Annotated in this window: 20 protein-coding genes; 10 read left to right on the forward strand and 10 right to left on the reverse strand. The window is 35.1% G+C overall.

The features are described 5' to 3' along the window. Positions 1 to 7: 7 nt before the first annotated feature. From BM296_RS13610 to BM296_RS13620, 3 genes are read right to left on the reverse strand one after another with little or no spacing between them, the layout of a single operon-like run. Complete coding sequence (locus BM296_RS13610) at positions 8 to 1,621, reverse strand: glutamate synthase-related protein (protein WP_091903673.1); 1,614 nt, start codon at positions 1,619 to 1,621, stop codon at positions 8 to 10. 17 nt (positions 1,622 to 1,638) lie between these two features. After that, entirely contained in the window at positions 1,639 to 5,145 is a 3,507-nt protein-coding gene (locus BM296_RS13615) for a hypothetical protein (protein ID WP_091903675.1), read from the reverse strand. Between the two features lie 10 nt (positions 5,146 to 5,155). Further along, the gene (locus tag BM296_RS13620) at positions 5,156 to 5,836 is read right to left on the reverse strand and encodes a Crp/Fnr family transcriptional regulator (protein WP_091903677.1); all 681 of its coding nucleotides are present in this window, start codon (positions 5,834 to 5,836) and stop codon (positions 5,156 to 5,158) included. 330 nt (positions 5,837 to 6,166) lie between these two features. On the opposite strand from BM296_RS13620, the gene BM296_RS13625 reads away from it, so the two are divergent. From BM296_RS13625 to BM296_RS13670, 10 genes are all read left to right on the forward strand, one after another. Further along, positions 6,167 to 6,643 carry a nucleoside deaminase gene (locus BM296_RS13625; protein ID WP_027067661.1) on the forward strand — a complete coding sequence of 159 codons (477 nt, stop codon included), beginning with the start codon at positions 6,167 to 6,169 and terminating at the stop codon, positions 6,641 to 6,643. Between the two features lie 188 nt (positions 6,644 to 6,831). Then, a complete protein-coding gene (locus BM296_RS13630) occupies positions 6,832 to 7,701 on the forward strand; it encodes an AraC family transcriptional regulator (RefSeq protein WP_091903678.1) in 870 nt (289 codons plus the stop codon). A gap of 87 nt (positions 7,702 to 7,788) precedes the next feature. Further along, positions 7,789 to 9,111: an L-fuconate dehydratase gene (locus BM296_RS13635; RefSeq protein WP_091903680.1), complete on the forward strand. Its 1,323-nt coding sequence runs from the start codon at positions 7,789 to 7,791 to the stop codon at positions 9,109 to 9,111. A gap of 11 nt (positions 9,112 to 9,122) precedes the next feature. Continuing rightward, positions 9,123 to 9,896 carry an SDR family NAD(P)-dependent oxidoreductase gene (locus BM296_RS13640; protein WP_091903816.1) on the forward strand — a complete coding sequence of 258 codons (774 nt, stop codon included), beginning with the start codon at positions 9,123 to 9,125 and terminating at the stop codon, positions 9,894 to 9,896. 10 nt (positions 9,897 to 9,906) lie between these two features. Further along, positions 9,907 to 10,764 (forward strand): fumarylacetoacetate hydrolase family protein, encoded by an 858-nt coding sequence (locus BM296_RS13645; RefSeq protein WP_027067665.1) that lies wholly within the window; start codon positions 9,907 to 9,909, stop codon positions 10,762 to 10,764. Next, on the forward strand, positions 10,761 to 11,591 hold the full coding sequence (locus tag BM296_RS13650) for an amidohydrolase family protein (RefSeq protein ID WP_091903682.1): 831 nt from the start codon (positions 10,761 to 10,763) through the stop codon (positions 11,589 to 11,591). Before BM296_RS13645 ends, BM296_RS13650 begins: the two co-directional genes overlap by 4 nt. Before the next feature lie 34 nt (positions 11,592 to 11,625). Continuing rightward, positions 11,626 to 12,405, forward strand: a complete 780-nt coding sequence (locus BM296_RS13655; protein ID WP_091903684.1) for an L-fucose dehydrogenase — start codon at positions 11,626 to 11,628, stop codon at positions 12,403 to 12,405. A 48-nt stretch (positions 12,406 to 12,453) separates the two neighbouring features. Further along, positions 12,454 to 13,761, forward strand: coding sequence for an L-fucose:H+ symporter permease (gene fucP, locus BM296_RS13660; protein WP_091903686.1), 1,308 nt, complete (start codon positions 12,454 to 12,456; stop codon positions 13,759 to 13,761). Then, the gene (locus BM296_RS13665) at positions 13,762 to 14,097 is read left to right on the forward strand and encodes an L-rhamnose mutarotase (protein WP_027067669.1); all 336 of its coding nucleotides are present in this window, start codon (positions 13,762 to 13,764) and stop codon (positions 14,095 to 14,097) included. It abuts the gene before it with no gap. Next, on the forward strand, positions 14,094 to 15,260 hold the full coding sequence (locus BM296_RS13670) for an alpha-hydroxy acid oxidase (protein ID WP_091903688.1): 1,167 nt from the start codon (positions 14,094 to 14,096) through the stop codon (positions 15,258 to 15,260). The genes BM296_RS13665 and BM296_RS13670 overlap by 4 nt, the downstream gene beginning before the upstream one ends. Before the next feature lie 71 nt (positions 15,261 to 15,331). Here BM296_RS13670 and BM296_RS13675 read toward each other — a convergent pair whose 3' ends face one another. The 7 genes from BM296_RS13675 to BM296_RS13705 all read right to left on the reverse strand — a co-directional run bounded on the left by BM296_RS13675 (position 15,332) and on the right by BM296_RS13705 (position 23,974). Next, the gene (locus BM296_RS13675; protein WP_245787021.1) at positions 15,332 to 16,528 is read right to left on the reverse strand and encodes a BT3233 family polysaccharide utilization protein; all 1,197 of its coding nucleotides are present in this window, start codon (positions 16,526 to 16,528) and stop codon (positions 15,332 to 15,334) included. Positions 16,529 to 16,532: 4 nt separating this feature from the next. After that, positions 16,533 to 17,327 (reverse strand): gluconate 5-dehydrogenase, encoded by a 795-nt coding sequence (locus BM296_RS13680; protein WP_091903690.1) that lies wholly within the window; start codon positions 17,325 to 17,327, stop codon positions 16,533 to 16,535. Positions 17,328 to 17,331: 4 nt separating this feature from the next. Beyond that, positions 17,332 to 18,171: a 5-dehydro-4-deoxy-D-glucuronate isomerase gene (kduI, locus tag BM296_RS13685; RefSeq protein ID WP_027067673.1), complete on the reverse strand. Its 840-nt coding sequence runs from the start codon at positions 18,169 to 18,171 to the stop codon at positions 17,332 to 17,334. A gap of 15 nt (positions 18,172 to 18,186) precedes the next feature. After that, positions 18,187 to 18,936 (reverse strand): DUF6250 domain-containing protein, encoded by a 750-nt coding sequence (locus BM296_RS13690; protein WP_143099074.1) that lies wholly within the window; start codon positions 18,934 to 18,936, stop codon positions 18,187 to 18,189. Positions 18,937 to 19,068: 132 nt separating this feature from the next. Then, positions 19,069 to 20,925 (reverse strand): arylsulfatase, encoded by a 1,857-nt coding sequence (locus tag BM296_RS13695; RefSeq protein ID WP_091903694.1) that lies wholly within the window; start codon positions 20,923 to 20,925, stop codon positions 19,069 to 19,071. Positions 20,926 to 20,982: 57 nt separating this feature from the next. Then, on the reverse strand, positions 20,983 to 22,401 hold the full coding sequence (locus BM296_RS13700; RefSeq protein WP_143099075.1) for a hypothetical protein: 1,419 nt from the start codon (positions 22,399 to 22,401) through the stop codon (positions 20,983 to 20,985). A 40-nt stretch (positions 22,402 to 22,441) separates the two neighbouring features. Continuing rightward, the gene (locus BM296_RS13705; protein WP_091903697.1) at positions 22,442 to 23,974 is read right to left on the reverse strand and encodes a glycosyl hydrolase family 28 protein; all 1,533 of its coding nucleotides are present in this window, start codon (positions 23,972 to 23,974) and stop codon (positions 22,442 to 22,444) included. Positions 23,975 to 24,070 lie beyond the last annotated feature (96 nt).

A 24,070-nucleotide genomic window follows, 5' to 3' on the forward strand; every position in this document is an offset into this window, starting at 1 on the left:
TTTGTTTTTAGGGGTTAACACCACCATAATTAATTCCTGTTAAACGATGCATATCATGATTAAAAGTAGATAGATCTTCAAAATTGAATTTTGAGATATCATCATGACCACAAGCTCTTGCAATAACTTTTATAAGGTTATTTGTGGCATCAAAATAGTTATGTAATTGTTTCGCTGAAGAATCTATAATCAACCTACTACGCAAAGATTCTTTTTGAGTTGCAATACCCACCGGACAGTTGTTACTACCACAAGCACGCATACCCAAACAACCGATTGCTTGCAAAGCCGAGTTTGATACGGCAATAGCATCCGCACCTAACATAAGTGCTTTACCAAAATCTTCTGCAATACGTAAACCTCCTGTAATTACCAAGGTTACATCTGTAGCACCTACTTTATCTAAATATTTTCTTGCTCTTGCTAAAGCAGGTATTGTAGGTACATTAATATTATCTCTTAATATGGTTGGTGCTGAACCTGTTCCCCCACCTCTACCATCTAAAATGATATAATCTACACCTACATCTAATGCAAACTGAATATCTTTTTCTATATGACTGGCTGCAATTTTGAATCCGATTGGAATACCACCCGTACGCTCTCTTACTTTTTCTGCAAAAGATTTGAAGTCATCTACACCATGAAAATCTGGGAAAGTTGCCGGTGAAATTGCCGTCTCGCCTTCTTTTAAACCTCTTACCTCAGCAATTTCCTTACTTACTTTAGCACCTGGCAAATGCCCCCCTGTACCTGTTTTAGCACCTTGTCCGCCTTTAAAATGAAAAGCTTGAACTTTGTCTAGCTTATCCCAAGAAAATCCAAATTTTGCCGAAGCCAGTTCATAAAAATACTTGCTGTTGTTTTCTTGCTCATGAGGTAACATTCCGCCTTCTCCTGAGCAAATACCTGTACCTGCTAACTGCGCTCCTTTAGACAAAGCTATTTTAGCTTCTCTAGATAATGCGCCAAAACTCATATCACTCACAAAAAGGGGAATATCTAAATGTAAAGGCTTCTTGGCTTTAGGACCAATAACCACCTTTGTTGCCACTTCATCTTCATCTAACAAAGGTCTGCTTGCCAATTGGGCAGGCAAAAATTGAATATCGCTCCATTTTGGCAACGTATTTCTATCCACTCCCATAGAAGCCGAGAATCCGTGATGACCCAAGTTTTTTAATCCATTTGTGGCTAATTCTTTTATATACCCTGTATACGGTTCTGTTTCTTCAGGGTGGGTATCTGCGTAAGCACCTAAATAAGCATCTCTATTAAATGGCTGCGGACTGTCTACTAAATAAGCATCTATCTCTTCTTCATCTACAAAAAGACTATCCCCTTCTATTTTAATAGTAAACTTTTGTAACACCTCTGCATTATTGTATTCAGAAACTCCGGTATCTACTCTATAATCCCAGCCGTGAACACCACAAATAAGGTTATGACCATCTACATGACCATCTGACATTAGCGCTCCTCTATGCAGACATCTACAGTACAATACAGAAATATCATCATCAAATTTTACAATAACTAAATCCAAACCATTGACTAATGCGTGTTCTGGTTTCTTGTTTTCTAAAGTGCTTACTTGAGCAATTGCAATTGGTTTTTTCATTGGTTGTAATTTTTTAATTAAAAAGAAAAGCCTAGTGCGAAGACTACACGCCCCCCATCTACACTATTAAAATATCCCAGATTCAGCGTAAATGCTTCAGCCCCTATAAGCCAAGCTGACGCACCTACCGAATTATGCCATTTATTAGAAGTGTCATCTTCAACCCAAACCCTACCATAATCGAAACTACCAGTAAGTCCAAATCTAAACGGCACAAGGCTAGTTCTTAACCCTCCTAAAGGAAACCTTAAATCTGTATTCTGATAAAAAGATTGTTTTCCCGTAAATCTTTCATTTCTAAATCCTCTTAAACTTTTGATACCACCAATAGTTGCTGCATGATAGAACTCAAAATCATCACCAATCAATGCTTCACCTGCAATCTTGGTTGCAAAAACGATACTTCCGCTTTTGGTTAATTTATGATCAATGACCAATTGTGGTTGTATGTATGCAAAACTATTATCTGCGTCGGTATTATCTATATTCGTTTTATAACCTATAGTCAAACCTGCATCTAGTCCTAAAGTAGGGAAAGCGGCACTGTTTTTATTTTTGAAATTATAAGCAGTTTCTACACCTGCATAGGTTTGCCCATCAAAAATTGTATTAGTCTGTGGTAGTTGTGCTACAAAACGATCCTCTGTATTATCAACCTCAAAAGATTCTATTAAAGGTTTAAAATAGAAAGAACCTCCGTTAATACCTTCCCATTGCAATGACACTGCTGCTTTAAATTTACTAATTCTAATTCTATTAAAATCTAAATCTTCCTCATCAGCATCATAGAGCGTTTCATTTCCAAAACCGAAGAAATTCTCTGAAAAACTAGGACTTGTATATAAACCTTCTAAACCAAAATTCCAGTTATGAAATATATTTGAGAATTCACCTTTATACGACAAATCGAAACCTGACGTACTGGTATAATATGCTGCATTGATACTGTGTTTATACGTAAATGGATTGCGTTGTAAACTATATGATGTATGATTGCTTATCACTCCTAATTTCACTCCGTCATCCGGATTAAATGCTATGATAGGCAACAACTGATTAAAATTATATTTTACTTTTTTATGATCGTAATTATTTAATTCATAATCATTTACCAACCATTTTTTAGATCTTTTATTTACAATGGTATTCTCCTTATCCTTGTAATCGTATAATTTTACTTTTCGAGTATTCTTAAAATCGTAAGTATCATTTTTCTTCCCTCCTACTATTTTAACTTTTATAGGATGATCTCCTTCTCCTTCTACCGTAAAAGTATCTTTACCATCTAACCCGAAGAGCCAAATTTCTTTGGTAATTTCGTTTGAAAATGTATGATTCAATAGACCTAAATCTTTACGGTCTATTTTTACCGAAGTCTTTCCATCAGCTAGCCTTGTTATTGTAAAATCATCTGCTTTTTGTGTTCCAGTAACTACTTGAAATTTATTCAAATGAAGGTAATACGCTTTTGAAATCTTTTTAAGATTATCTCGTCTGCCTTTTAATTTCTGCTTTATATCATCGATAACAGGTCCTTTTATTTCTTCGGGAATTGCTTCAAAAGCATTTTCAATATCAGCATCTGATAGTTCTTTTTGAATATGATCAGTTTGCTTCTCCCATTCTTCCCATCCAGAGGCATGAATAAAAGTTAAGTCTAAATGATACGGAGACGTTGCAAACCATTTTACACTTCTAAGGTCTTCATCATAAGTTTGCATTTTACGCAACCCTGGTATTACTCTTGTTAGAAAACTGATTAAAGTACCGTCGTATTTTGAAAATGCTTGATCCCTGTCTCTAGGTATTGGACTGCAATACTCCGTTCCGTCTTCATTTTTATAAAGCGCCCAGCGCCATTGGTCTTCATGACGGTCCCAATCTCCCAAAAGCATATCGAATATTCTTGCACGGATATAAGAAGGCTCATCTACTACCGATTTACCCGATCTGTTTATTTCCTGTAAAACATCAGCGGTACTTAATATTTTCAACGGTTTCCCAAAACTCTCTGCTTCTATTTGTGTGTCGCCCACATGCTCTTCAATCATGTATAACTCATCGCCAAACTCGTCATTATAAACACCTAGGGTTTCTTGTTTAGGAATGTAATATAAAATAGGATTGGTATGATTGACACTAACCGCATCAGACAACTCACCTATAACAAAAGGAGTATATGGGTTTGAAGTTGTATAAAAATCGGCTAAAAATTTATCTACGGTTGTACCGTCTAAAACATCGCCAATATAAGTTTCTTGAAAAGCATTCGCTTGTAAGAACTTTATGGTACTCTTTTTTAAAGCGCGCATAACATACTGCTTACCCCCTTTATCTTCTAATCTAAGTGATTTTGATTGTTGCCCTCCTCCTCGTTTCAAAGGAGTTAAACCGCCCATCAAAGTATCTAAGAAAACAACTGGCGCATCAACTTCTTTACCATAGAAATTACGATAATGTTCACCCCAAAGCGCTTTATAGAATCCACTTTTAGTAGCAGCTTCTTTAGTATAAATAGCCGCTGATTTAGTTGTTCCTAGATTTTTATCGAAGTTGTACACTTCTAAATCTTCAGTTTCGCTCTTTAGAACCGTCGTCTTAAAAATCTCATTAAAAGTGCCGTTTTCTAAAGCATAGTATTTTGCTAATACACTACCGTTAGTAGTAATATCTAGACGTACATAACCCTTTTTTGCAATAGAAAAATCATCTTTTTCTCCATTTTTTACTGCTTCAAGTTTACCGGCTGCTCCACTTATAATTTGAGGTACATTACCTTTTATATACTGTAAATTTTCACTTTGACCTGATAAAAAGATAACGTTATCTGCACCGACGGCAATTGTCTTTAATCTGTTTCTAAGTGATCGGTATTGCTTATTTTGAAATTCTTGTGTAGAGAATCCGCCAATATTACTAAGAAAACCTTGTTTACTATATGTTTTTGTTGGGTGATGTATTGCAACAAAAACGATTTTGCCTTGTGCTTTTTTTATGCGATTTTCAAATTCCAAAAAGAATAAAGTTCTATTCTGTATTTCAGATTCTTCATTAATATAAATGTGATCGTCCCAGTTTTCTAAAAACCATTGAGAATCTACCGTAATCAATTCTACGTTTTCTCCCAAATCTTGATGCTTAATAGGTTCTGCATCATCAGGTGAAAATTTGGCTTGGCTATTTTTCTGGATATACTTTTCAATATCAGAAACACTTTTATACCCATTTACCCACTCTTTATTACCAGGAATAAAAATGACATCATTTCCTAAATTTGATAATATAGACAACTGCTTATCCAATGATTTTTCTATTTCAGTTTTAGGTGCAGCGTTTCCTAATATTAATACGGTAGGCTTATTTACTAATTGCGATTTTTTTGAAATCTCAGTGAGCACTTCAGTATCAGAAACATTCCATGTGTTGGCTGTAACATAAATGGACTGCTCTATTTCTTGAGAATAAACAGTACTCGTAACTAATACTAAAAGGAAGATTAGGAGAAAATGGGTGAACTTTTTCATTACAGTTGGTTTACTTAGTGTTTGTACTTAAAGTGGTTTGTGAATATGATATAAATTTTGAATCATAATCAATGACGTTGTCTTTACGCATTGTACTTAATACGTTATTGACCGTCTGTCTAGAAGTGTTGGTTAAGTTGGCAATATCTTTATGAGAAAGAAGATTCTTTGCCACTACCCTTTCCTTATTACTTTCACCGAACTCTTCTATGTAAGCTTTAATAAATTCAGAGATTCTTGTCTTACTGTCTTTGTATAACAGGTCTTGAAGTCTTGTCTCTAATTTTCTAATGCGCAGACCATATATTTTTAGCAAGCCATTTTTTAAAGATTTATGTTCTTCCATCAAATCTTCCATCATATCAGATTCGATATAACAAATAACAACGTCTTCTAGAGCTATGGCAACCTCTTTAGAGGAGCTATCTTTATCATAAATGGATAATTCTCCAAAAATATTTCCCTTCTTAACGACATACTTTACAATGTCACTTTCTGAGTCCATAATTTTAACAGATCCATTTTTCAAAAAGAAAATGCATTTTCTATCTCGTGCTCCTATTTCAATGATACTGCCTTTATCTACATGATCCATTTCTAAAAAATCACATAGTTTCATCATAGAAGGCATCCCTAACTTTTTAAAAAGGCTAAATCCTTCTAGGAACCAATATTTAGTTATTGCTTTCAAATTATAATTTTAACAGAAACCAATATTACTGATTATCAATTGTATACAGAAGCTATAAATTTAACAGAGTTACTTCATACGACAGTTGAATAGATTTTATGGAGCTGCAAATGCAAAAGATATTACCTAATCAATAATGCTCCTAAATCTTTTTAAAATTGGTCGGTTTTAACATTCAGTCGTATTATTATCCTAATCTTTCATAATTATTTTAACATTCCCCTAAAAAATATCTTTCATGTTCAAAAAACACTAGCCCTAAAATTGTATATAAATGACGTAATTTGCACCCCCATTTACTCAATAATATATTATTAGAATTATAGAAATATGACGAAAGATCACGAGTTTTTTATGAGAAGAGCCATTGAAATGGCCGCAAAAGGAATGAACTCTAATGCAGGTGGCCCTTTTGGTGCTGTAGTTGTAAAAGACGGAGAAATTATTGCCGAAGGTCATAATAAAGTAACCTCTACAAATGATCCTACTGCACACGCAGAAATGGTTGTTATACGAGATGCCTGTAAAAAATTAAGTACTTTTCAACTTACTGATTGCATTATTTACACCTCTTGCGAACCTTGCCCTATGTGTTTTGGTGCCATTTATTGGGCTAGACCAAAAGCAGTTTATTATGGTTGTGATAAAGCAGATGCAAAAGCGATAGATTTTGATGACCAGTTTATTTATGACGAATTGGAAGTGGACATGCAAGACAGACAAATTCACTTTAAACAAATGTTACAAGAAGAAGCTGTTGAAGTTTTTAATAACTGGGCATCTAAAAACGACAAAACAAGATATTAGGATGTAAATACATAAAGTTTTAGACTTTGTGTAATGTTTATTTTTTAAAGATTAGGGCGAAAACAACAATGTTGTTTTCGCCCTAATCTTTTGTATATAAGTACAAACAATCTGCTTAAACGCTCATTCTAATATTAGATATTTTTTATACATTCAATATAGTTCGTATTTTGTACTAAATTCATGAAATGAAACTTCATTTACTAGATAGGTCAAGTACAGGAAATACTTCAATTACTGTATCTCAAAATAATTATAAGAACTTTTTAAAGGTTTGGCATTTTCATGAAGAATTAGAATTGGTCTACATTATAAAGAGTACCGGAACCAGATTTGTAGGTGATAGCATTGAAAAATTTCAATCTGGTGAAGTAATATTAATAGGTAAAAACGTACCACATATGTGGTTAAATGACGAGGCATATTTCGAAGAAAATTCAAGTCTTACCGCTCAGGCGGTGTCAGTGCATTTCAAAGATAACTTTGTAGGCAAAGAGTTTTTGTCATTGCCAGAAATGCAACCTATATCTCATCTTTTAAAAAAAGCGGCCCAAGGAATTAAATTTAACAACGTTACTGATAATATAAAAAATGAGTTACTTAATTTAAGTAGTCTTAATCCTGCTATCAAAATAACAAGAATAATTGAAATTTTAAGTAAACTAGAACAGACGCAACATTACACTTTATTATCTAGTAACGGTTTCATCAATACTTTTCATCAAACGGAAAACAAAAGACTAAATACTATATATGAATACGTTTATCAAAACTTTCATACCCCTATAAGTTCTAAAGACGTTGCTGAATTAGCCAATATGAACGCTTCTGCATTCAGTAGGTTTTTCAAAACCATACATCGTAAACCATTTACTAGATTTTTAAATGAAATACGAATTGGCTTTGCATGTAAAATGTTATTGGAAAACAAAGAGAGTATTACATCAATTGCTTATGCATGTGGTTTTGGAAATATTTCCAATTTCAATAGACAGTTTAGAATTATAAAAAATGAATCTCCTTCCTCCTTTTTAAGCCAACATAAAAAACATTTATAATCATAATGCAAAAAAAGTATCGAATTTGGTATTTTATTAGGTGGTTTTAAGGTGTTAGTTGAGATATTTTTGATTAAAACTAAATCAATGTCAAATTCTATCATAATTACTGATGTAATAGCGAGGGACATCCGTTTTCCTACAAGCAAATCTTTAGATGGTTCAGATGCTATGAACCCAGATCCAGATTATAGTGCTGCATATGTCATTTTAAAAACAAATGCCCCTGAAGGCTATGAAGGTCATGGACTCACCTTTACTATAGGTAGAGGTAACGAACTTTGCACCCAAGCCATAAAGTCTCTTTCTCATCTGGTTATTGGTAAATCTTTAGAAAGTTTCACTGCAAACATGGGAGCTTTTTGGAAAATGATTACCGGTGATAGCCAATTAAGATGGTTAGGTCCAGAAAAAGGGGTAATCCATTTAGCTACTGGCGCTATTGTAAATGCTGTTTGGGACTTATATGCCAAAGTCGAAAAGAAACCACTTTGGAAACTTTTAGCAGACATGACCTCTACGGAACTGGTTTCATGTATTGACTTTACATACATTACCGATGCCATTACACCACAAGAAGCCTTAGAAATGTTATCTAAAAAAGAGGCTACTAAACGAGAACGCATTGCTCATTTAGAAGAAAAAGGGTATCCGGCTTACACTACCTCTGCCGGTTGGTTAGGTTATTCTGATGATAAAATGAGACGTCTTTGTAAAGAGGCAAAGGAAAGTGGTTTTAAGCATATGAAAATTAAGGTGGGATCAGATCTTAAGGATGATATGAGACGCGCCGCAATTATTCGTGAAGAAATTGGCGATGATTTAAAGCTTATGATGGATGCCAATCAAAAATGGGATGTTGATGAAGCCATTACCAATATGGAATCACTTAAAAAATTTAACCCTTGGTGGATTGAAGAGCCTACAAGTCCTGATGATATTTTAGGACATGCTAAAATTGCCAAGGCAGTAAAACCAATTGAGGTTGCTACTGGCGAACATTGTCAAAACAGAGTTATCTTTAAGCAACTAATGCAAGCAGGTGCTATTGGTATCTGTCAAATAGATAGCTGCAGAGTTGGTGGGGTAAATGAAATTTTAGCCATTTTATTAATGGCCGCTAAATTCAATATTCCTGTTTGTCCACATGCGGGCGGTGTTGGTCTTTGTGAATATGTTCAACATTTATCCATGATAGATTATATAGCTATCAGTGGAACTATGGAAAATAGAATAATTGAATATGTAGATCATTTACATGAACATTTTTACGACCCTGTTGTTATAAAAAATGGAGCTTATATGCCTCCAAAATTACCAGGTTATAGTATTACAATGAAAGAAGATTCTTTAGATACCTATACTTTTCCCGATGGTGAATTTTGGAAAAAAGAATTACAGAATATTTAAATATAATATACATGAAGTTTAACCTAAAAGGCAAAAATGTAATTATTACTGGCGGCGGTAGCGGCATAGGAAAGGCTATTTCTACCACTTTTGCCGCACAGGGCGCTACAGTTCATATTTTAGAACTAAACGCGGATAATGCAGAAAGTACCGTCAACGTAATTAAAGAAGAAGGTGGTAACGCTTTTGCCTATAATTGTAACGTAGTCGAGCAAAAACAAGTTACCAATATCATAGATAAAATTACAGCTAAGCATAACGTATCTATTTTAATCAACAACGCGGGGATTGCTCATGTTGGAAATATTGAAAAAACGACAGAAGCAGATTTAGATCGCATATATGAAGTAAATGTAAAAGGTCCTTATAATTGTATGTATGCCTTAATACCAAAGATGAAAGAAAATGGTGGCGTTATTATCAACATGGCATCAATTGCTTCAAGCGTAGGTATAGATGATCGTTTTGCATACTCTATGAGTAAAGGAGCTATGCTTACCATGACGTATTCTGTTGCGAAGGATTATGTTAAGGATGGTATTCGTTGCAACAGTATTTCCCCTGCTAGAATACACACTCCCTTTGTTGACGGATTTATAAAAAACAACTATCCTGGGCAAGAAGAAGAAATGTTCGATAAATTATCGGCAACCCAACCAATTGGCAGAATGGGTAAACCCCAAGAAGTAGCTGACCTAGCCCTTTACCTGTGTTCTGACGAGGCTTCATTTATTACAGGAACAGATTTCCCAATTGATGGGGGATTCATAAAACTTAACGGATAAAATATATAGCATGAAATTAATACGATTTGGAACAATAGAGAATGAAAAACCAGGTGTAATCCTTGAAAATGGAGAATGGGTAGATACTTCTAGTTTTGGAGAAGATTATGATGAACAATTTTTTAATAACGATGGCTTAAGCCGACTAAAATCTTGGCTTGATGAAAAAGCAGAAAATCTACCAAAAATAGACAAGAGCACACGCTTGGCTCCTCCCCTTAAAAAACCTTCTAAAATTGTTTGTGTTGGTTTAAATTACGCAAAGCATGCAGCAGAAAGTGGAATGAAAGTACCAACCGAACCTGTTTTATTTTTTAAGGCCACTTCTGCCATTGTAGGTCCTAATGACGATGTAATTATTCCTAAAAACAGTAAAAAAACCGATTGGGAAGTAGAGCTAGCAGTAGTAATAGGTAAAAAAGCCAGTTATGTAGAAGAAGCGGATGCCATGGATTATGTTGCAGGTTATATGCTGCATAATGATTATAGTGAAAGAGAATTTCAATTAGAAAAAGAGGGACAATGGGTAAAAGGAAAAAGCTGTGACACATTTGCTCCTATTGGTCCATTTTTAGCTACTAAAGATGAAGTTGCTAATCCACATAACTTAGATCTATGGCTAAAAGTAAATGGTGAATTATTACAGAATAGCAATACTGAAGATTTAGTTTTCAATGTGCCTGAATTGGTTAGTTATATTAGTCAATACATGACACTTTTGCCAGGTGACATCATATCAACAGGAACACCCTTTGGTGTAGGCTTAGGATTCAACCCTCCAAGATATTTAAACCCTGGTGACGTGGTTGAATTAGGTATAGAAAAACTAGGTAGTTCTAAACAAGTAGCCAAGGCATATACAAAATGATAATTGACAGCCATCAACATTTTTGGAAGTATGATTCGGTTAGAGATAGTTGGATAGATGATACTATGAAAATCATTCAGAGAGATTTTCTACCTGCTGATCTTGAACCCATTCTTAAAACAAACAATGTTGATGGTTGCATTGCAATACAGGCAGACCAGTCTGAACAAGAAACTGTATTTTTATTGGATTTAGCTAAAAATAACAAGTTCATTAAAGGTGTTGTTGGCTGGGTAAACCTTAGTGATACCGGTGTTGAAAATCGCTTAGAATATTTTAGTCAAAATACACTCTTTAAAGGGGTTCGTCATATTTTACAGGCGGAAAAGGATGACTTTATGCTTGACCAAACGTTTCTTAATGGAATTAATAAGCTAGCACCCTTAAATTTAACCTACGACTTATTAATTTATGCACATCAATTACAAAATTGTGTAACCTTAGTTTCAAAATTTCCGAATCAAAAATTTGTACTTGATCATATAGCAAAACCCTCCATAAAATTTGGGGAAATAGAAACTTGGAAAGCAGCTATTAAAACACTGGCAGCATTGCCCAATGTGTATTGCAAGTTTTCAGGTTTAACCACAGAAGCAGATTGGCATAATTGGAAAACTGAAGATTTCATCCCATATATAGATGTGATTTTTGAAGAATTCGGGGCGCATCGTATCATGTATGGATCCGATTGGCCCGTATGTCTATTATCTGGAAATTATTCAAAAACAAAAGAGATAGTGACTACCTATATTAAGAAATTATCCAGCCAAGAACAACAGCAAGTTATGGGGCTGAATGCCATAAATTTTTACGGAATAACTATTTAAATTATATCTATCTAAAAATAAAACATACCAAACCATGGATTTAAAATTGAAAAATAAAATTATAATCGTTTCCGGAGGTTCATCTGGTATTGGTAGAGGAATAAGTATTAGCCTTGCCAAAGAGGGGGCAATTCCCTACATCTTAGGAAGAAACAAAGCCAATATCGTTTCAGTTATTTCAGAGATTGAAAAAAGCGGTGGCCAGGCTGGTTATGCTTTTGCCGAGCTTACAAACCCAGAACAGTGTAAGGAAACTGTTGCTAGTTGTATTTCTAGATTTGGAAGAATAGATGGCTTGGTCAACAATGCAGGAGTAAATGATTCTGTAGGCTTAGAAGAAGGTAACCATGATGACTTCATGAAATCTATCTCAAGAAATCTTACGCATTATTATATGATGGCACATTATGCATTGCCAGAACTAAAAAAAAATAAAGGCGCTATTGTAAATATTGGATCTAAAACTTCGGTAACCGGACAAGGGGGAACTTCTGGATACGCTGCGGCAAATGGTGGTAGAAATGCACTTACTAGAGAATGGGCAGTAGAACTTTTACCCTACTCCATTAGAGTTAATGCTGTAATTGTTGCGGAATGCTATACGCCTTTGTATGATAGATGGATAAACTCTCTACCCAACCCTGAAGTAAAATTAAAGGGTATTACAGAAAAAATTCCTTTAGAAAACAGAATGACCACAGTTGAGGAAATTGCAGATATGGTTGCATTTTTATTATCTGAAAAATCTAGCCACACCACTGGTCAATTAATATTTGTAGATGGTGGTTATAGTCATTTAGATCGTGCATTATAACATTACCCTAGATTATAAATTAATTACCTAATTCTAAACCAACCACCAATGTCGAATATTGATAAAAAACCAATAGTTTCTAAAAAAGCGCTTTTGCCTTTTATTTTAATAACATCATTATTCGCGCTATGGGGATTTGCAAATGCCGTTACCGATCCAATGGTACAGGCATTTAAAAAAGTTTTAGAACTCTCTAACTCACAAGCAGCTTGGGTACAAATGGCTTTTTACGGAGGGTATTTCTGTATGGCGTTACCTGCAGCACTGTTTGTTAGAAAATACTCTTACAAAGTGGGTGTACTTATTGGTTTGGCTTTGTATGCCACAGGAGCGTTACTTTTTTATCCTGCTGCCATTACAGAACAATTTTGGTTCTTTTGTTTGGGATTATATATTTTAACTTTTGGTCTAGCATTTTTAGAAACTACTGCTAATCCATATATATTAGCAATGGGAGACCCAAAAACAGCGACTCAGCGATTAAATCTGGCTCAAGCTTTTAATCCTATAGGACTTTTATTGGGGCTTTTGGTGGCGCAACAATTTGTACTAAAAAATCTACAATCAGACGATATTGAGAATTATAGTGCTTTATCAGAATCTAAAAAAGCACTCATAAGAACATCAGATTTAATGGTTATAAGAGACCCATATGTTATTTTAGGGCTGGTAATACTGGCTATTTTAGTACTTATTGCAGTTAGTAAAATGCCACAATCTAAAGGTGATGGCTTCATACCCAGTTTAAGCCATACTTTTAATTCTTTGAAGAAAAACAAAAAATACGTTTTTGGTGTTGTTGCGCAAATTTTCTACGTAGGAGCACAAATTATGTGTTGGACCTATATTTACCAATATGCAGAAGCTATTGGCATGGATAGCGAAACTGCTGCCAATTATCAAATTGTAGCTTTTATTTTATTTTTAGTGGGTAGGGTTATTGGTACATATCTTTTAAGATTTATATCCTCAGGTAAACTACTTTTAATTTACGCCTTTGCTGCTATTTTAGCATCACTCGGAACCATGTTTTTAGTGGGCGAAATAGGACTTTACTGCCTGGTAGCCATGTCGCTATGCATGTCGGTTATGTTTCCTACCATTTACGGTATTGCTTTAGAGAATTTAGAAGAAGAAGAATCAAAAATTGGCGCGGCCGGTTTAGTTATGGCCATTGTAGGTGGGGCTTTAATGCCAGGGTTCCAAGGAAAAATTATTGATATTGGCGGATTTGGTGTGAATGACACTCAAATTCTAGGATTATCTGAAGTAAATTTCTCCTTCATTTTACCTTTAATCTGTTTTGTAATCATCGCTTTTTATGGGCAAATGACCAATAAATACTATCAGAACTAAATGGAAAATAAAAAATATTGTTTTGCTTTAGATTTAAAGAATGATGCTGTTCTTATAAATGAATATATTACACACCATAAAAAGGTATGGCCAGAAATTATTGAAAGTATCAAAGATTCTCACATTGAAAAACTAGAAATTTATCTGGTTGAAAATCGGCTATTCATGATTATGGAAACCAATGTATTATTCTCTTTTGAGAAGAAACAAGAAGCAGATAAAAATAACCTTAAAGTCCAAGAATGGGAGAATTTGATGTGGAAATACCAAAAAGCTATACCAAATTCCAAACCTGGAGAAAAATGGCGATTAATGAACAAAATATTTGAATTATGAGTAAAGCCAAACTTACCATAAACAACAACTACCCTTCTGTTACCGACTTACGAAATAAAGCAAAGAAGAAAATTCCAAAATTTGCTTTTGAATATTTGGACGGTGGTTGTAATGAAGATGTAAACCTGATAAAAAATACTGCAGAAATAAGAGAGGTAGAATTATCTCCTAGTTACCTAAGTAAGCACACAGGTTCTGATATGAAAACCGAGTTATTTGGTCATACATACGATGCTCCTTTCGGTATTGCACCAGTTGGTCTACAAGGTCTAATGTGGCCAAACGCTCCAGAAATTTTAGCCAAAGCTGCATTTGAACATAACATACCGTTTGTATTAAGCACGGTATCTACAAGTAGTATTGAAAGAATTTCTGAGATAACAGAAGGCCAGGCTTGGTTTCAATTATATCATCCAACGGAAAATAGATTACGAGACGACATGATCAATAGAGCTGCACAGGCAGAATGTCCAGTTCTCGTAATTTTATCAGATGTACCTACTTTTGGTTTTAGACCACGAGACATTAGAAATGGTTTGGCTATGCCTCCAAATATGAGTGTAAAAAATATACTCCAAATTCTAGGTAAACCAGAATGGGCTATGAAAACGCTAATTCATGGGCAGCCTAATTTTGAAACACTAAAACCCTATATGCCTAAAAACTTAGATTTAAAACAACTAGGCAAGTTTATGGACCAAACCTTTACCGGTAGATTAAACGAGGAAAAGATTAAGCCTATTCGCGATATGTGGAAAGGCAAATTAGTTCTAAAAGGTGTAGCGTCTGAAATGGATGCTGAAAAAGCTATTCGCTTAGGATTAGATGGTATCATTGTCTCTAACCATGGCGGAAGACAATTAGATGCAGGTGAATCTACAATTAGACCATTGACCAGAATAGCAGAGAAGTATGGCAATCAAATTAAGGTAATGATGGATAGTGGTTTGCGCTCTGGTCCAGATATAGCCAGAACTATGGCCTCTGGTGCAGAGTTTACTTTCTTAGGGCGATCATTTATGTACGGAGTAGCCGCCTTAGGAAATGAAGGTGGCAACCATACTATCTCATTATTAAAAACCGAATTGCAACAGGTGATGGAACAGGTTTGTTGTGAAAGAACATTAGACTTTCCTAATCATCTTATTAAGAAAATAAACTAATAAAAACAGATAATCTGTATACTTAAGTATGAGTAAACAAACTCAAAAAGCATACAGATTATCTGAATATTTTATTGCACTATTTCTACTTGTAATGGTGTATTTATCTTTTTAGCAAATTGCTTTAAATAGTTGTTCCATTCTTCTTTTGAACTAAATTGTTTACTTTTTTTCCAGCCAAATCCTGTATAATACACTGCTTCACCGTCAACTACTTTTAGTTGTGCGTATAAGTTGCTTAAATCTTTGGCATCGGTTACATACTTATCATATCCCAACATAGCGCTTGAAGGAACTACAACACCAGTTCCTAATTCTGAGCCAAAATATGGTTCCCAATAACTTACCCAACCTTCTTCAACATCTGTAGTTGTTTCCCCATCTTTTTCATGGAGTGTAAGACCTACAGACAGTGTTTCCGACCCGTCAATTTCAACCCTAAATTTTGATAAGTTACTTCCTCGATCCAAAGAAATATATTTCTTTTCCTTTATGGTTTTATCTCCTGCTTTCCATGGTGCATAAGTAATCCAAAAACTAGTTCTAATCGGTCCGGTTTCAATAGTTTTATAATCTGTAAAATTTCTTGAAAATTGATATGCAGTATCTACCTTAATTGCAATACCACCTACTCCTCTACTAGTACCCACATGAAAATTATCTAAACCTTCTCCGTCATCTTCATGATAAGACCCATCTGTCTCTAGTTCTTTTTTATACCACTTGTTAATGATAGGATAATCTACTCTTTTTAACCAAGCATCCATTCCACTTGACAATGTACCACCAGGTACATTGTCCTCTATCATTTTTTGTGCAACAGGACCATATGTTCTAAAAGCGACCCTATCATTTTCCCAAGCATAATCATCTGTACGTTCAGGAACGAATCGTGAATAACAGGTAGGAATCTCATCTGTTTGATCTTCAATATCTTTAAGACCAATAGTGAAAGATTTACTTGAATTCGCATCTATTATTGGCTGTAACAATAATACATCTGCAGTACCATCCCCATCAGTATCACTTAACTGTGAAACCAATTCTGAAGTAGTACCTACTTCACTGATTTTATATGTTTTTCCGGCTGTAAACTTAAGTTCTTCGTTTGATTTCAAAAGATCCAAATCAATTTCAACAGTCTCGAAAGAACGATTTATATCCAAATTATTAGTTACTTGAATTTGTAACGGTTTTTCGCTTGCACAACCCATCAAAAACAAGGTTAAGACAGCCATACAATACTTTAGAGAGTTTAGATTGATCATAATTTTAGCTTTCATTACTTGGTTTACCTATGCTAGCTAGAATACCACCATCAACATACAGAATATGTCCATTTACAAAATCGCTAGCTCTTGAGGATAAAAATATTGCCGCTCCCGCCAAGTCATCTGGATCTCCCCATTTTGCAGCTGGCGTTCTATTCAAAATAAATTCATTAAACGGGTGACCATCTACACGTATTGGAGCTGTTTGGCTGGTTGCAAAATAACCCGGTCCTATACCATTTACCTGTATGTTATGTTTTGCCCATTCCGTAGCCATATTTTGGGTCAACATTTTTAAACCTCCTTTTGCAGCAGCATATGCACCAACGGTATTTCTACCCAACTCACTCATCATTGAGCAAATATTGATAATCTTACCTTGTTTCTTTGCTATCATGGTTTTTACCACGTGCTTTGACACAATGAACGGACTCACCAAATCAACGTTGATAACTTCTTTGAAGTCTTCAACTTCCATATCTTCCAAAGGAGTTCGTTTAATTATCCCTGCATTATTTACAAGTATATCTATTGAACCAACCTTACTTTGAATGTCATTTATAGCTTTGATTACTTCTTCTTCATTCGTGACATTGAACTTAAATCCAAGTGCATCAATGCCCAAAGACTTATAATAATCTACAGCATCATCTATTTTAGATTGCGATGAATTACCATTAACTATCAATCTAGCACCGGCCATACCTAAGCCCTTGGCCATAGCCATACCTAAACCATGTGTACTGCCAGTTACAAGAGCAACTTTTCCTTTTAAATTAAATAGTTCCGTAGACATAATTTTATTTTAATTCTGTTATTGCTGCTACATCCATATCGCTGTAGTCTAAATTTTCACCCGCCATACCCCATATAAAAGTATAGTTAGACGTTCCTGAACCACAATGAATAGACCATGGCGGAGAAATTACAGCTTGATGATTATGCATCCATATATGACGTGTTTCTTGAGGTTGCCCCATAAAATGACATACTGCCTGACCTTCTGGAACGTCTAAATAAAAATAGACCTCCATCCTACGGTCGTGAACATGAGCCGGCATCGTGTTCCAAACACTACCTGTTTTCAATTTTGTCATTCCCATTTGCAATTGGCAAGTGGTAACCACACCACCAATAATCATTTGGCTTACCGTTCTATGGTTTGCTGTTTCTAAAGACCCTAATTCTAATTTATTAGCCTCTTCTAAACTTACCTTTTTGGTTGGATACGTTGTATGTGCTGGAGCCGAATTGATGTAGAATTTAGCAGGGTTATTAGCGTCATCGCTCTTAAAAACGACATCTTTAGCTCCCATGCCAATATATAAAGCATCTTTATGCCCTAGACTATAAGTTTTACCATCTACCTCAACAGAACCGCTTTCACCAACGTTGATTATCCCCATTTCTCTTCTTTCCAAGAAAAATTCCGCTTTTAGAGGATCAATACTTTCCAATTGCAAAGCTGTTTCAGGAACTGCTGAACCAGCAATATATCGATCGTAATGCGTATAAGTAAGATTGATCTCTCCTTTTTTCATAAGGTCATCAATCAAAAACTCATTGCGTAAAGCTGTAGTATCATATTGTTTAACTGCTTCTGGACTAGAAGCATATCTCGTTTTATACGTTGTAGACATTTAATTATATTTTTATTATTGTTTTAATCTGTACACTTTAAAATTATCAATGGTCATATGGTTATTGACCGTTCTAAATCCGAAATAACCACTAGTATATGGATCGTCGTCAAATAGGTCAATCATTTTAACTCCGTTCCTATAATATTGAATTACATTATTGTAGGCAATAATTCTAATATGATAATTTTTGTTGGGCTCTAAAAGATACTCGTTTTTAGTAAAATCGTGCTCTTTTAACAATGGTCTTTCTCCATTACCTACATACCTTCTAAATCTCGTTTTTGTATTATCATGACCACCCACACCCATATAATACAGGCGTAAATTATCGTAGTTAGAAAACTTACCATGTCTAGATGCCGATTTTGCGAACAAATTTTCTGGGTTCTCAACATCAGTTGCCATCCAAAAACAATTCATGTCAGAAACCCGGTCATTAGCACCTCCTTCATCTATGATATACGTATCATACTCAATCATAATAGGTCCAGACAGCTCTTTCTTATACCAAATTGTACAACCAGCAACATCATCTATTTCTAGTTTACTGTCTTTTAAGATGCTGCTGCCCCCTTCCATTTGTTCCACTTGCCAAGCATCTAAGTTATCATCAAAATCTTCTTCGTATAACAACTTGGCATTTACCTCTAAAGAATCAGTTAACTCCAGTACTTTTAACGTTGGAGTACAACTATAATTAAAAACCACAGTGTACAGCAGAAATATTGATGATTTTAAATAGTTACTGTTCATTAGACTCATGACTCTTATTATAGATTAACTCCGATACTATGCAATATGGGATTTTAGCTCTAATTTAATTATAACTCATAGTTCATTTTTGATAAATTATGAATCAGGATAAAATTAAATTCTAAAAATCAAGCACTTAGCCTATTCTAGTTTTTCTACACTAACAAAATAAGCTCCCAAGGTTTCTTTATCCTCTAATGTAAACCAAGTTTGAAGTTCTGTATCTCCTTTGGTCAAATCAACAGTAAATTCTGCATATTCACGGGTAGGGTCTACATCGATCTCCTTATCAACCTGTTGCACTTTTAATCTTGCCTTAGTAATAGGTAAAGATTTACCTGGCTTACTTGCGGACACACTAGTACCTTCTTTTGCAGGTCTTATTGCTGCTTCTGCATTTAATGCCAATTTTGTTTCCTCTGGCCATCTTCTAAGTTTAACTGAATACGTACCTGCCTCAACAACTTTTAAAGCCCAATATCCATTATCCATATATCCTGTACGAATATGTCTTTGATGCCACGGACTATCACCATCTGTATGCCAATCATGACAATATAACTTTGCGGGATTTTCTTTTTCATGCCCAACATAGATACGTGGTAGTTCTTCATAACCCGGAAGTAAATCTTGCCACCAAGTATTGTAAGCTTCCTTGAACTCCGCAATTTTCTCAGGATGATTTTGGGCAATGTTTAGCCGCTGTTGTGGATCAGTAGCCAGATTATATAATTCAGTACTATCAATCAATCGCCATTTTCCTTGCATTAAAGAAGTTCTGCGCCATGGTTCTGGAATTTCGGTACGTTGAGAGTTAGTAATGACAATTCTATTATTGAACTCTTCTGTTTCTCCATTTATAAGCGGAAGTAAACTCTTACCGTCAAAATTGATAGCCGAATCTACTTCTAAATCGCACATCTCTACCAATGTAGGTAATACATCAAAATGTGCAGTTAGTTCATCAATATCTTTCCCTACGGTTATACCTCCATTCTTCCAATGAATAAACAATGGTACCCGGTGTCCACCTTCATACTTACTTGCCTTGACCCCACGCATACCGGCATTGAAGCCTTTCTTTATAAAACCGTCTAATCTATGCCCGTCGGTTTTAGCGCCTTGAGCCGTACCGTTATCCGTTGTAAAAATCAAGATGGTATTATCCATAAGTTCTGACTTTTCTAAATAAGTAACAAGCTTGCCCACATTCTCATCAATATTCGCAATCATACCATAAAACGCAGGTAAAGGAATACTATCATTATCCTTATAAGGCTCTATATACTTATCGGCTACAAAGTAGGGCGAATGAGCCGTATTCGTTGGCAAGTAACAAAAGAAGGGTTGATCTTTATTTTTTTCGATATGCTTAATAGCTTCATTAAACCAAATATCTGTGCTATAACCTTCAAATCTTTTAAGCTCTCCATTATGAACATACATATCGTCAAAATAGTCGTTATCCCAATAATCCATTGTTTGCTCCATACCACCGCCACCGTGCGATAGTACTTCGTCAAAACCTTTGTCTTGTGGTCTAAAAGGATAATTATCCCCTAAATGCCATTTTCCGAACATGGAGGTTGAATACCCATTATCCTTGAATATTTGAGCCATAGTCGTTTCAGTTTCCAATAACATGGACCTACCATTTATGGTATGCCAAACACCTGCCCTATTTGCATTATGACCTGTTAATAATGCTGCTCTTGTTGGTGCGCAAGTAGGATTTACATGATAATCTGTAAATCGTGCGCTTTGTGAATGAAGCTTGTCTAAATTAGGTGTTTTAATATATGGATTACCCAATGCGGCAATATCACCGTAGCCTTGATCATCTACCAATATTAATATAACATTGGGTTTACTCTTTTTATCTGTGGTGATTTGCTTTTTCTCCTGACATGAGAATAACAAAGATGTTATGACAATAAGTAGTGATAGAGAAAAATAATCATGGTTTCTGAAGGTTGATTTTGTTGCTATTAAAAACATAGGTCTATAATTGTTTTTATTCTTTAATTAGTTTCATACGAGGGATAAATTATCCTCTTAATCTTTTAAAATTTCCTTGAAGAACAGATGATTATTTTGTCCCTCATCTAATACCTTACCTGCAGAAATACCTTTACAATTACTACTATTATCATCTAGCACTACAGGGTACTCGGTTAAGTTGTGGAGTAAAATATTTGAAGCAGAATAGTTTTCGTCTTTTGCAAGTAAACCAATGGTTCGGTTATCGCCACCAATGTTAATTTTAAGGTTTTGATCTGGATTAGGATTCGCATTTTTAAGCGTAATTTTATGATTACTCCCAATTATTATAGCCGCATGACCGCTACCATTATATGATTTCCCTTCATAAGGCAATAAGGTGATTTCCGCATTCATACCACTATCGGTAATGTAATCTACACCTAATGCCGGTCCATACTGTGTATCGGCATAACTATCTACAATATCTCCAGTGCCAATACAAAAACCTCTTTCGCACCCTATAACCGTAGTACCACTTACATATTTAGTTCCTGTTGCATGTGTCAACGTTACCCCAGCCCTCATATTTTTTACCGTGCAATTTATGATTGTTGGGTTCGAAGTTCCGCGGTTATACTCCACACCGTCAATTATAGTTTCTCCACCATTATATGCTCTTATACCTCCTTCGCCCAGGCTCATCATATACCCTGGTGGTAATTTATACCCAAAATATGTCATGAAACCGGCTTTATCGCCGTCTGAACCTGTACCATTTTCAGCAAGCATATCATCTGTAGATCGCATGGCACCTTCTATATAACAACCTTCTATTAAAGGCACATCTGCCGCCTGCATAAACAAGGCATGCCCATAAGATCTGTGAATAATTGTACAGTTTTTTACATGATTCTTATAACCCCGAACCAAAAAGGCAGAATGCTTAAAATGAGGGATTACATTTTTGCCTCCTTTTCCAAACGTTTCTCCATAACCATACGGGTAAGATCCTTTGGTACTTAAGTGTAGACCTTCTATTTTATTATTTGCACCATCCATAACTACATTACAAGCTCTTCTTGTTGGGTGATCATGTACCGAGCCTACATCTACCAAAGTCAAATTTTTGATAACATTCTTATTTCCGACTACCTGAAGTTCATAAAACTCATTATACTCTTTAAACGCCGTCAACACCTCTGTTTCTACATTGACAGTGACACCGGTAAAATCATACACACTATTGTTACCACTAAATAACAACAATACCAAAGCTTCATGATCATCGATTGTAGTGTGAGATTTAAATGTACCGTTTTTAATATTGTTTACCGTAATGGTATATGTTCCTTCCTTTAGAACCACGTTCACATTGTCCTGCGCTAAATAAGGCACTAATTCTGCTAAAGTCGCCACCTTTGTTTGTGCATAAATTGCCATACTTAATGGCATTAAAAGGATAAATGCAAAATATTTTAATTTATGAGTCATACTAGTTGTTATTTAATAAACCTTACTGTCAATGCTAATTTTATTCAATATTAACATCCTTGACAAAATCATTCATAATGACATTGTCAGTTGCTACTTTTTTACCATCGATTATCACATTGTCAAATATCACCTGTTCAATAATATGTTTATTATCGAAGCCGATAAGTTCTATACTCGCATGGTCTTTAATGATATACGGTTTCCAATCGGGTCCGTCTTGAAAGCCGGTTAGTGTGGTATCAATTGGAGCTGAAGTTGCTGTAATATTTTTAAAAGTCACATTTTTAATGTGACCGCGTTCTTCGGTTTCCGTCCATCGTGTTTTTCCTATCCAACAAGATATTAATCTACGGGCTTCCTCAATTCTAATATTATCAAAAGTGATGTCACTTATTACAGCATCATCACAATGATATACCCGTAAAGCTGTTTCTCTACCAACATCGTGAATTACGTCGCAATTTTCAAAAAGTACATTACTGATATTCTCGTGAACCTCTGCGCCAATGCTAAAAGAGTGAGCCAATTCGTTCCAGACCACACATTTTCGTGTGTGAATATTGTTGACCTCGCCGTATCCACCAAAGGACTTTATGACAACGGCATCATCAAACGTTCTCATAAAACAATTTTCAACCAAAACATCCCTACTGCTAGTGATATCTACACCATCTGCATTACCTCGCCAACCAATAATTTTAATATTATCTACATGTACATCGTCACTACTTTGAATAGGAATTGTCCAATGGCTAGGATCAAAAATGGTTACACCCTCTATTTTTACTTTTTCGGCTTTATGCGCCAAAATGGTGTATCGCCTTTCTTTTTTTGGAATGCCACTTTGATCAATAATGCCACGACCTTTTATACTTACATTCTTTCCTTCTAAAATAAATGTTGGTTTTTTTCTTAATTGCCCTCTAATTTCAATTTCCTCCTCTATTTCTGGAACCACACAATTTATATAGGCTCCACCCGCAACATACAAGGTCTGCCCCTCAGTAACTGTAATTTGTGATACATTATGAATTCCCGGTCCAAAATAAATGACATTAGGGTCATTGGGATCGGGTATATTTTCTTCAAACGGATTGGCTAGAATATGTAAAGATTCATGCCACTCTCCATTAATTTCAATAGTTACATGACCGGGTTCATCTAATTGAAAATCAACGATATTTCCTTTAAAATTCGGTTTTATCTTATACGATGTGGGCAAAATCTTTACCGATTCCACTTTTTCATGATATGCAATAGAAATTGATGCATTACCCTGCATATCAAAAGAAGCGATAGACGCTTTACCGAACTCACCCTGTAAAGGGTTCAACCTTGGTATGGGCTTAGACGGTGGTATTTTAGTGGAGTAAACAGGAACATCTAAGCCATTTACCGCTACCTTATATGTTTTAGCTAATTGTATTTCATTTGGCGCAGGATAAACCTTAACCTGTGCTGCCAAAACCGATCCAAACAAAATTATAGGTAACCATATATTTCGCTTTAACATTTTATAGCATACTGCCATCTTTTGTTCAACAGCTATTAAAGACAAAATACCTACCATTTTTTCTGTATTGATAATTGTCTACTAATATCAATTCTTTGAACTTATAAGGCTATAAATCTATGCTCCATGTATATAAATTATATTGCAAAGTGA

The sequence above is a fragment of the Maribacter stanieri genome (genome assembly GCF_900112245.1).
Classification (GTDB): Bacteria; Bacteroidota; Bacteroidia; order Flavobacteriales; family Flavobacteriaceae; genus Maribacter; species Maribacter stanieri.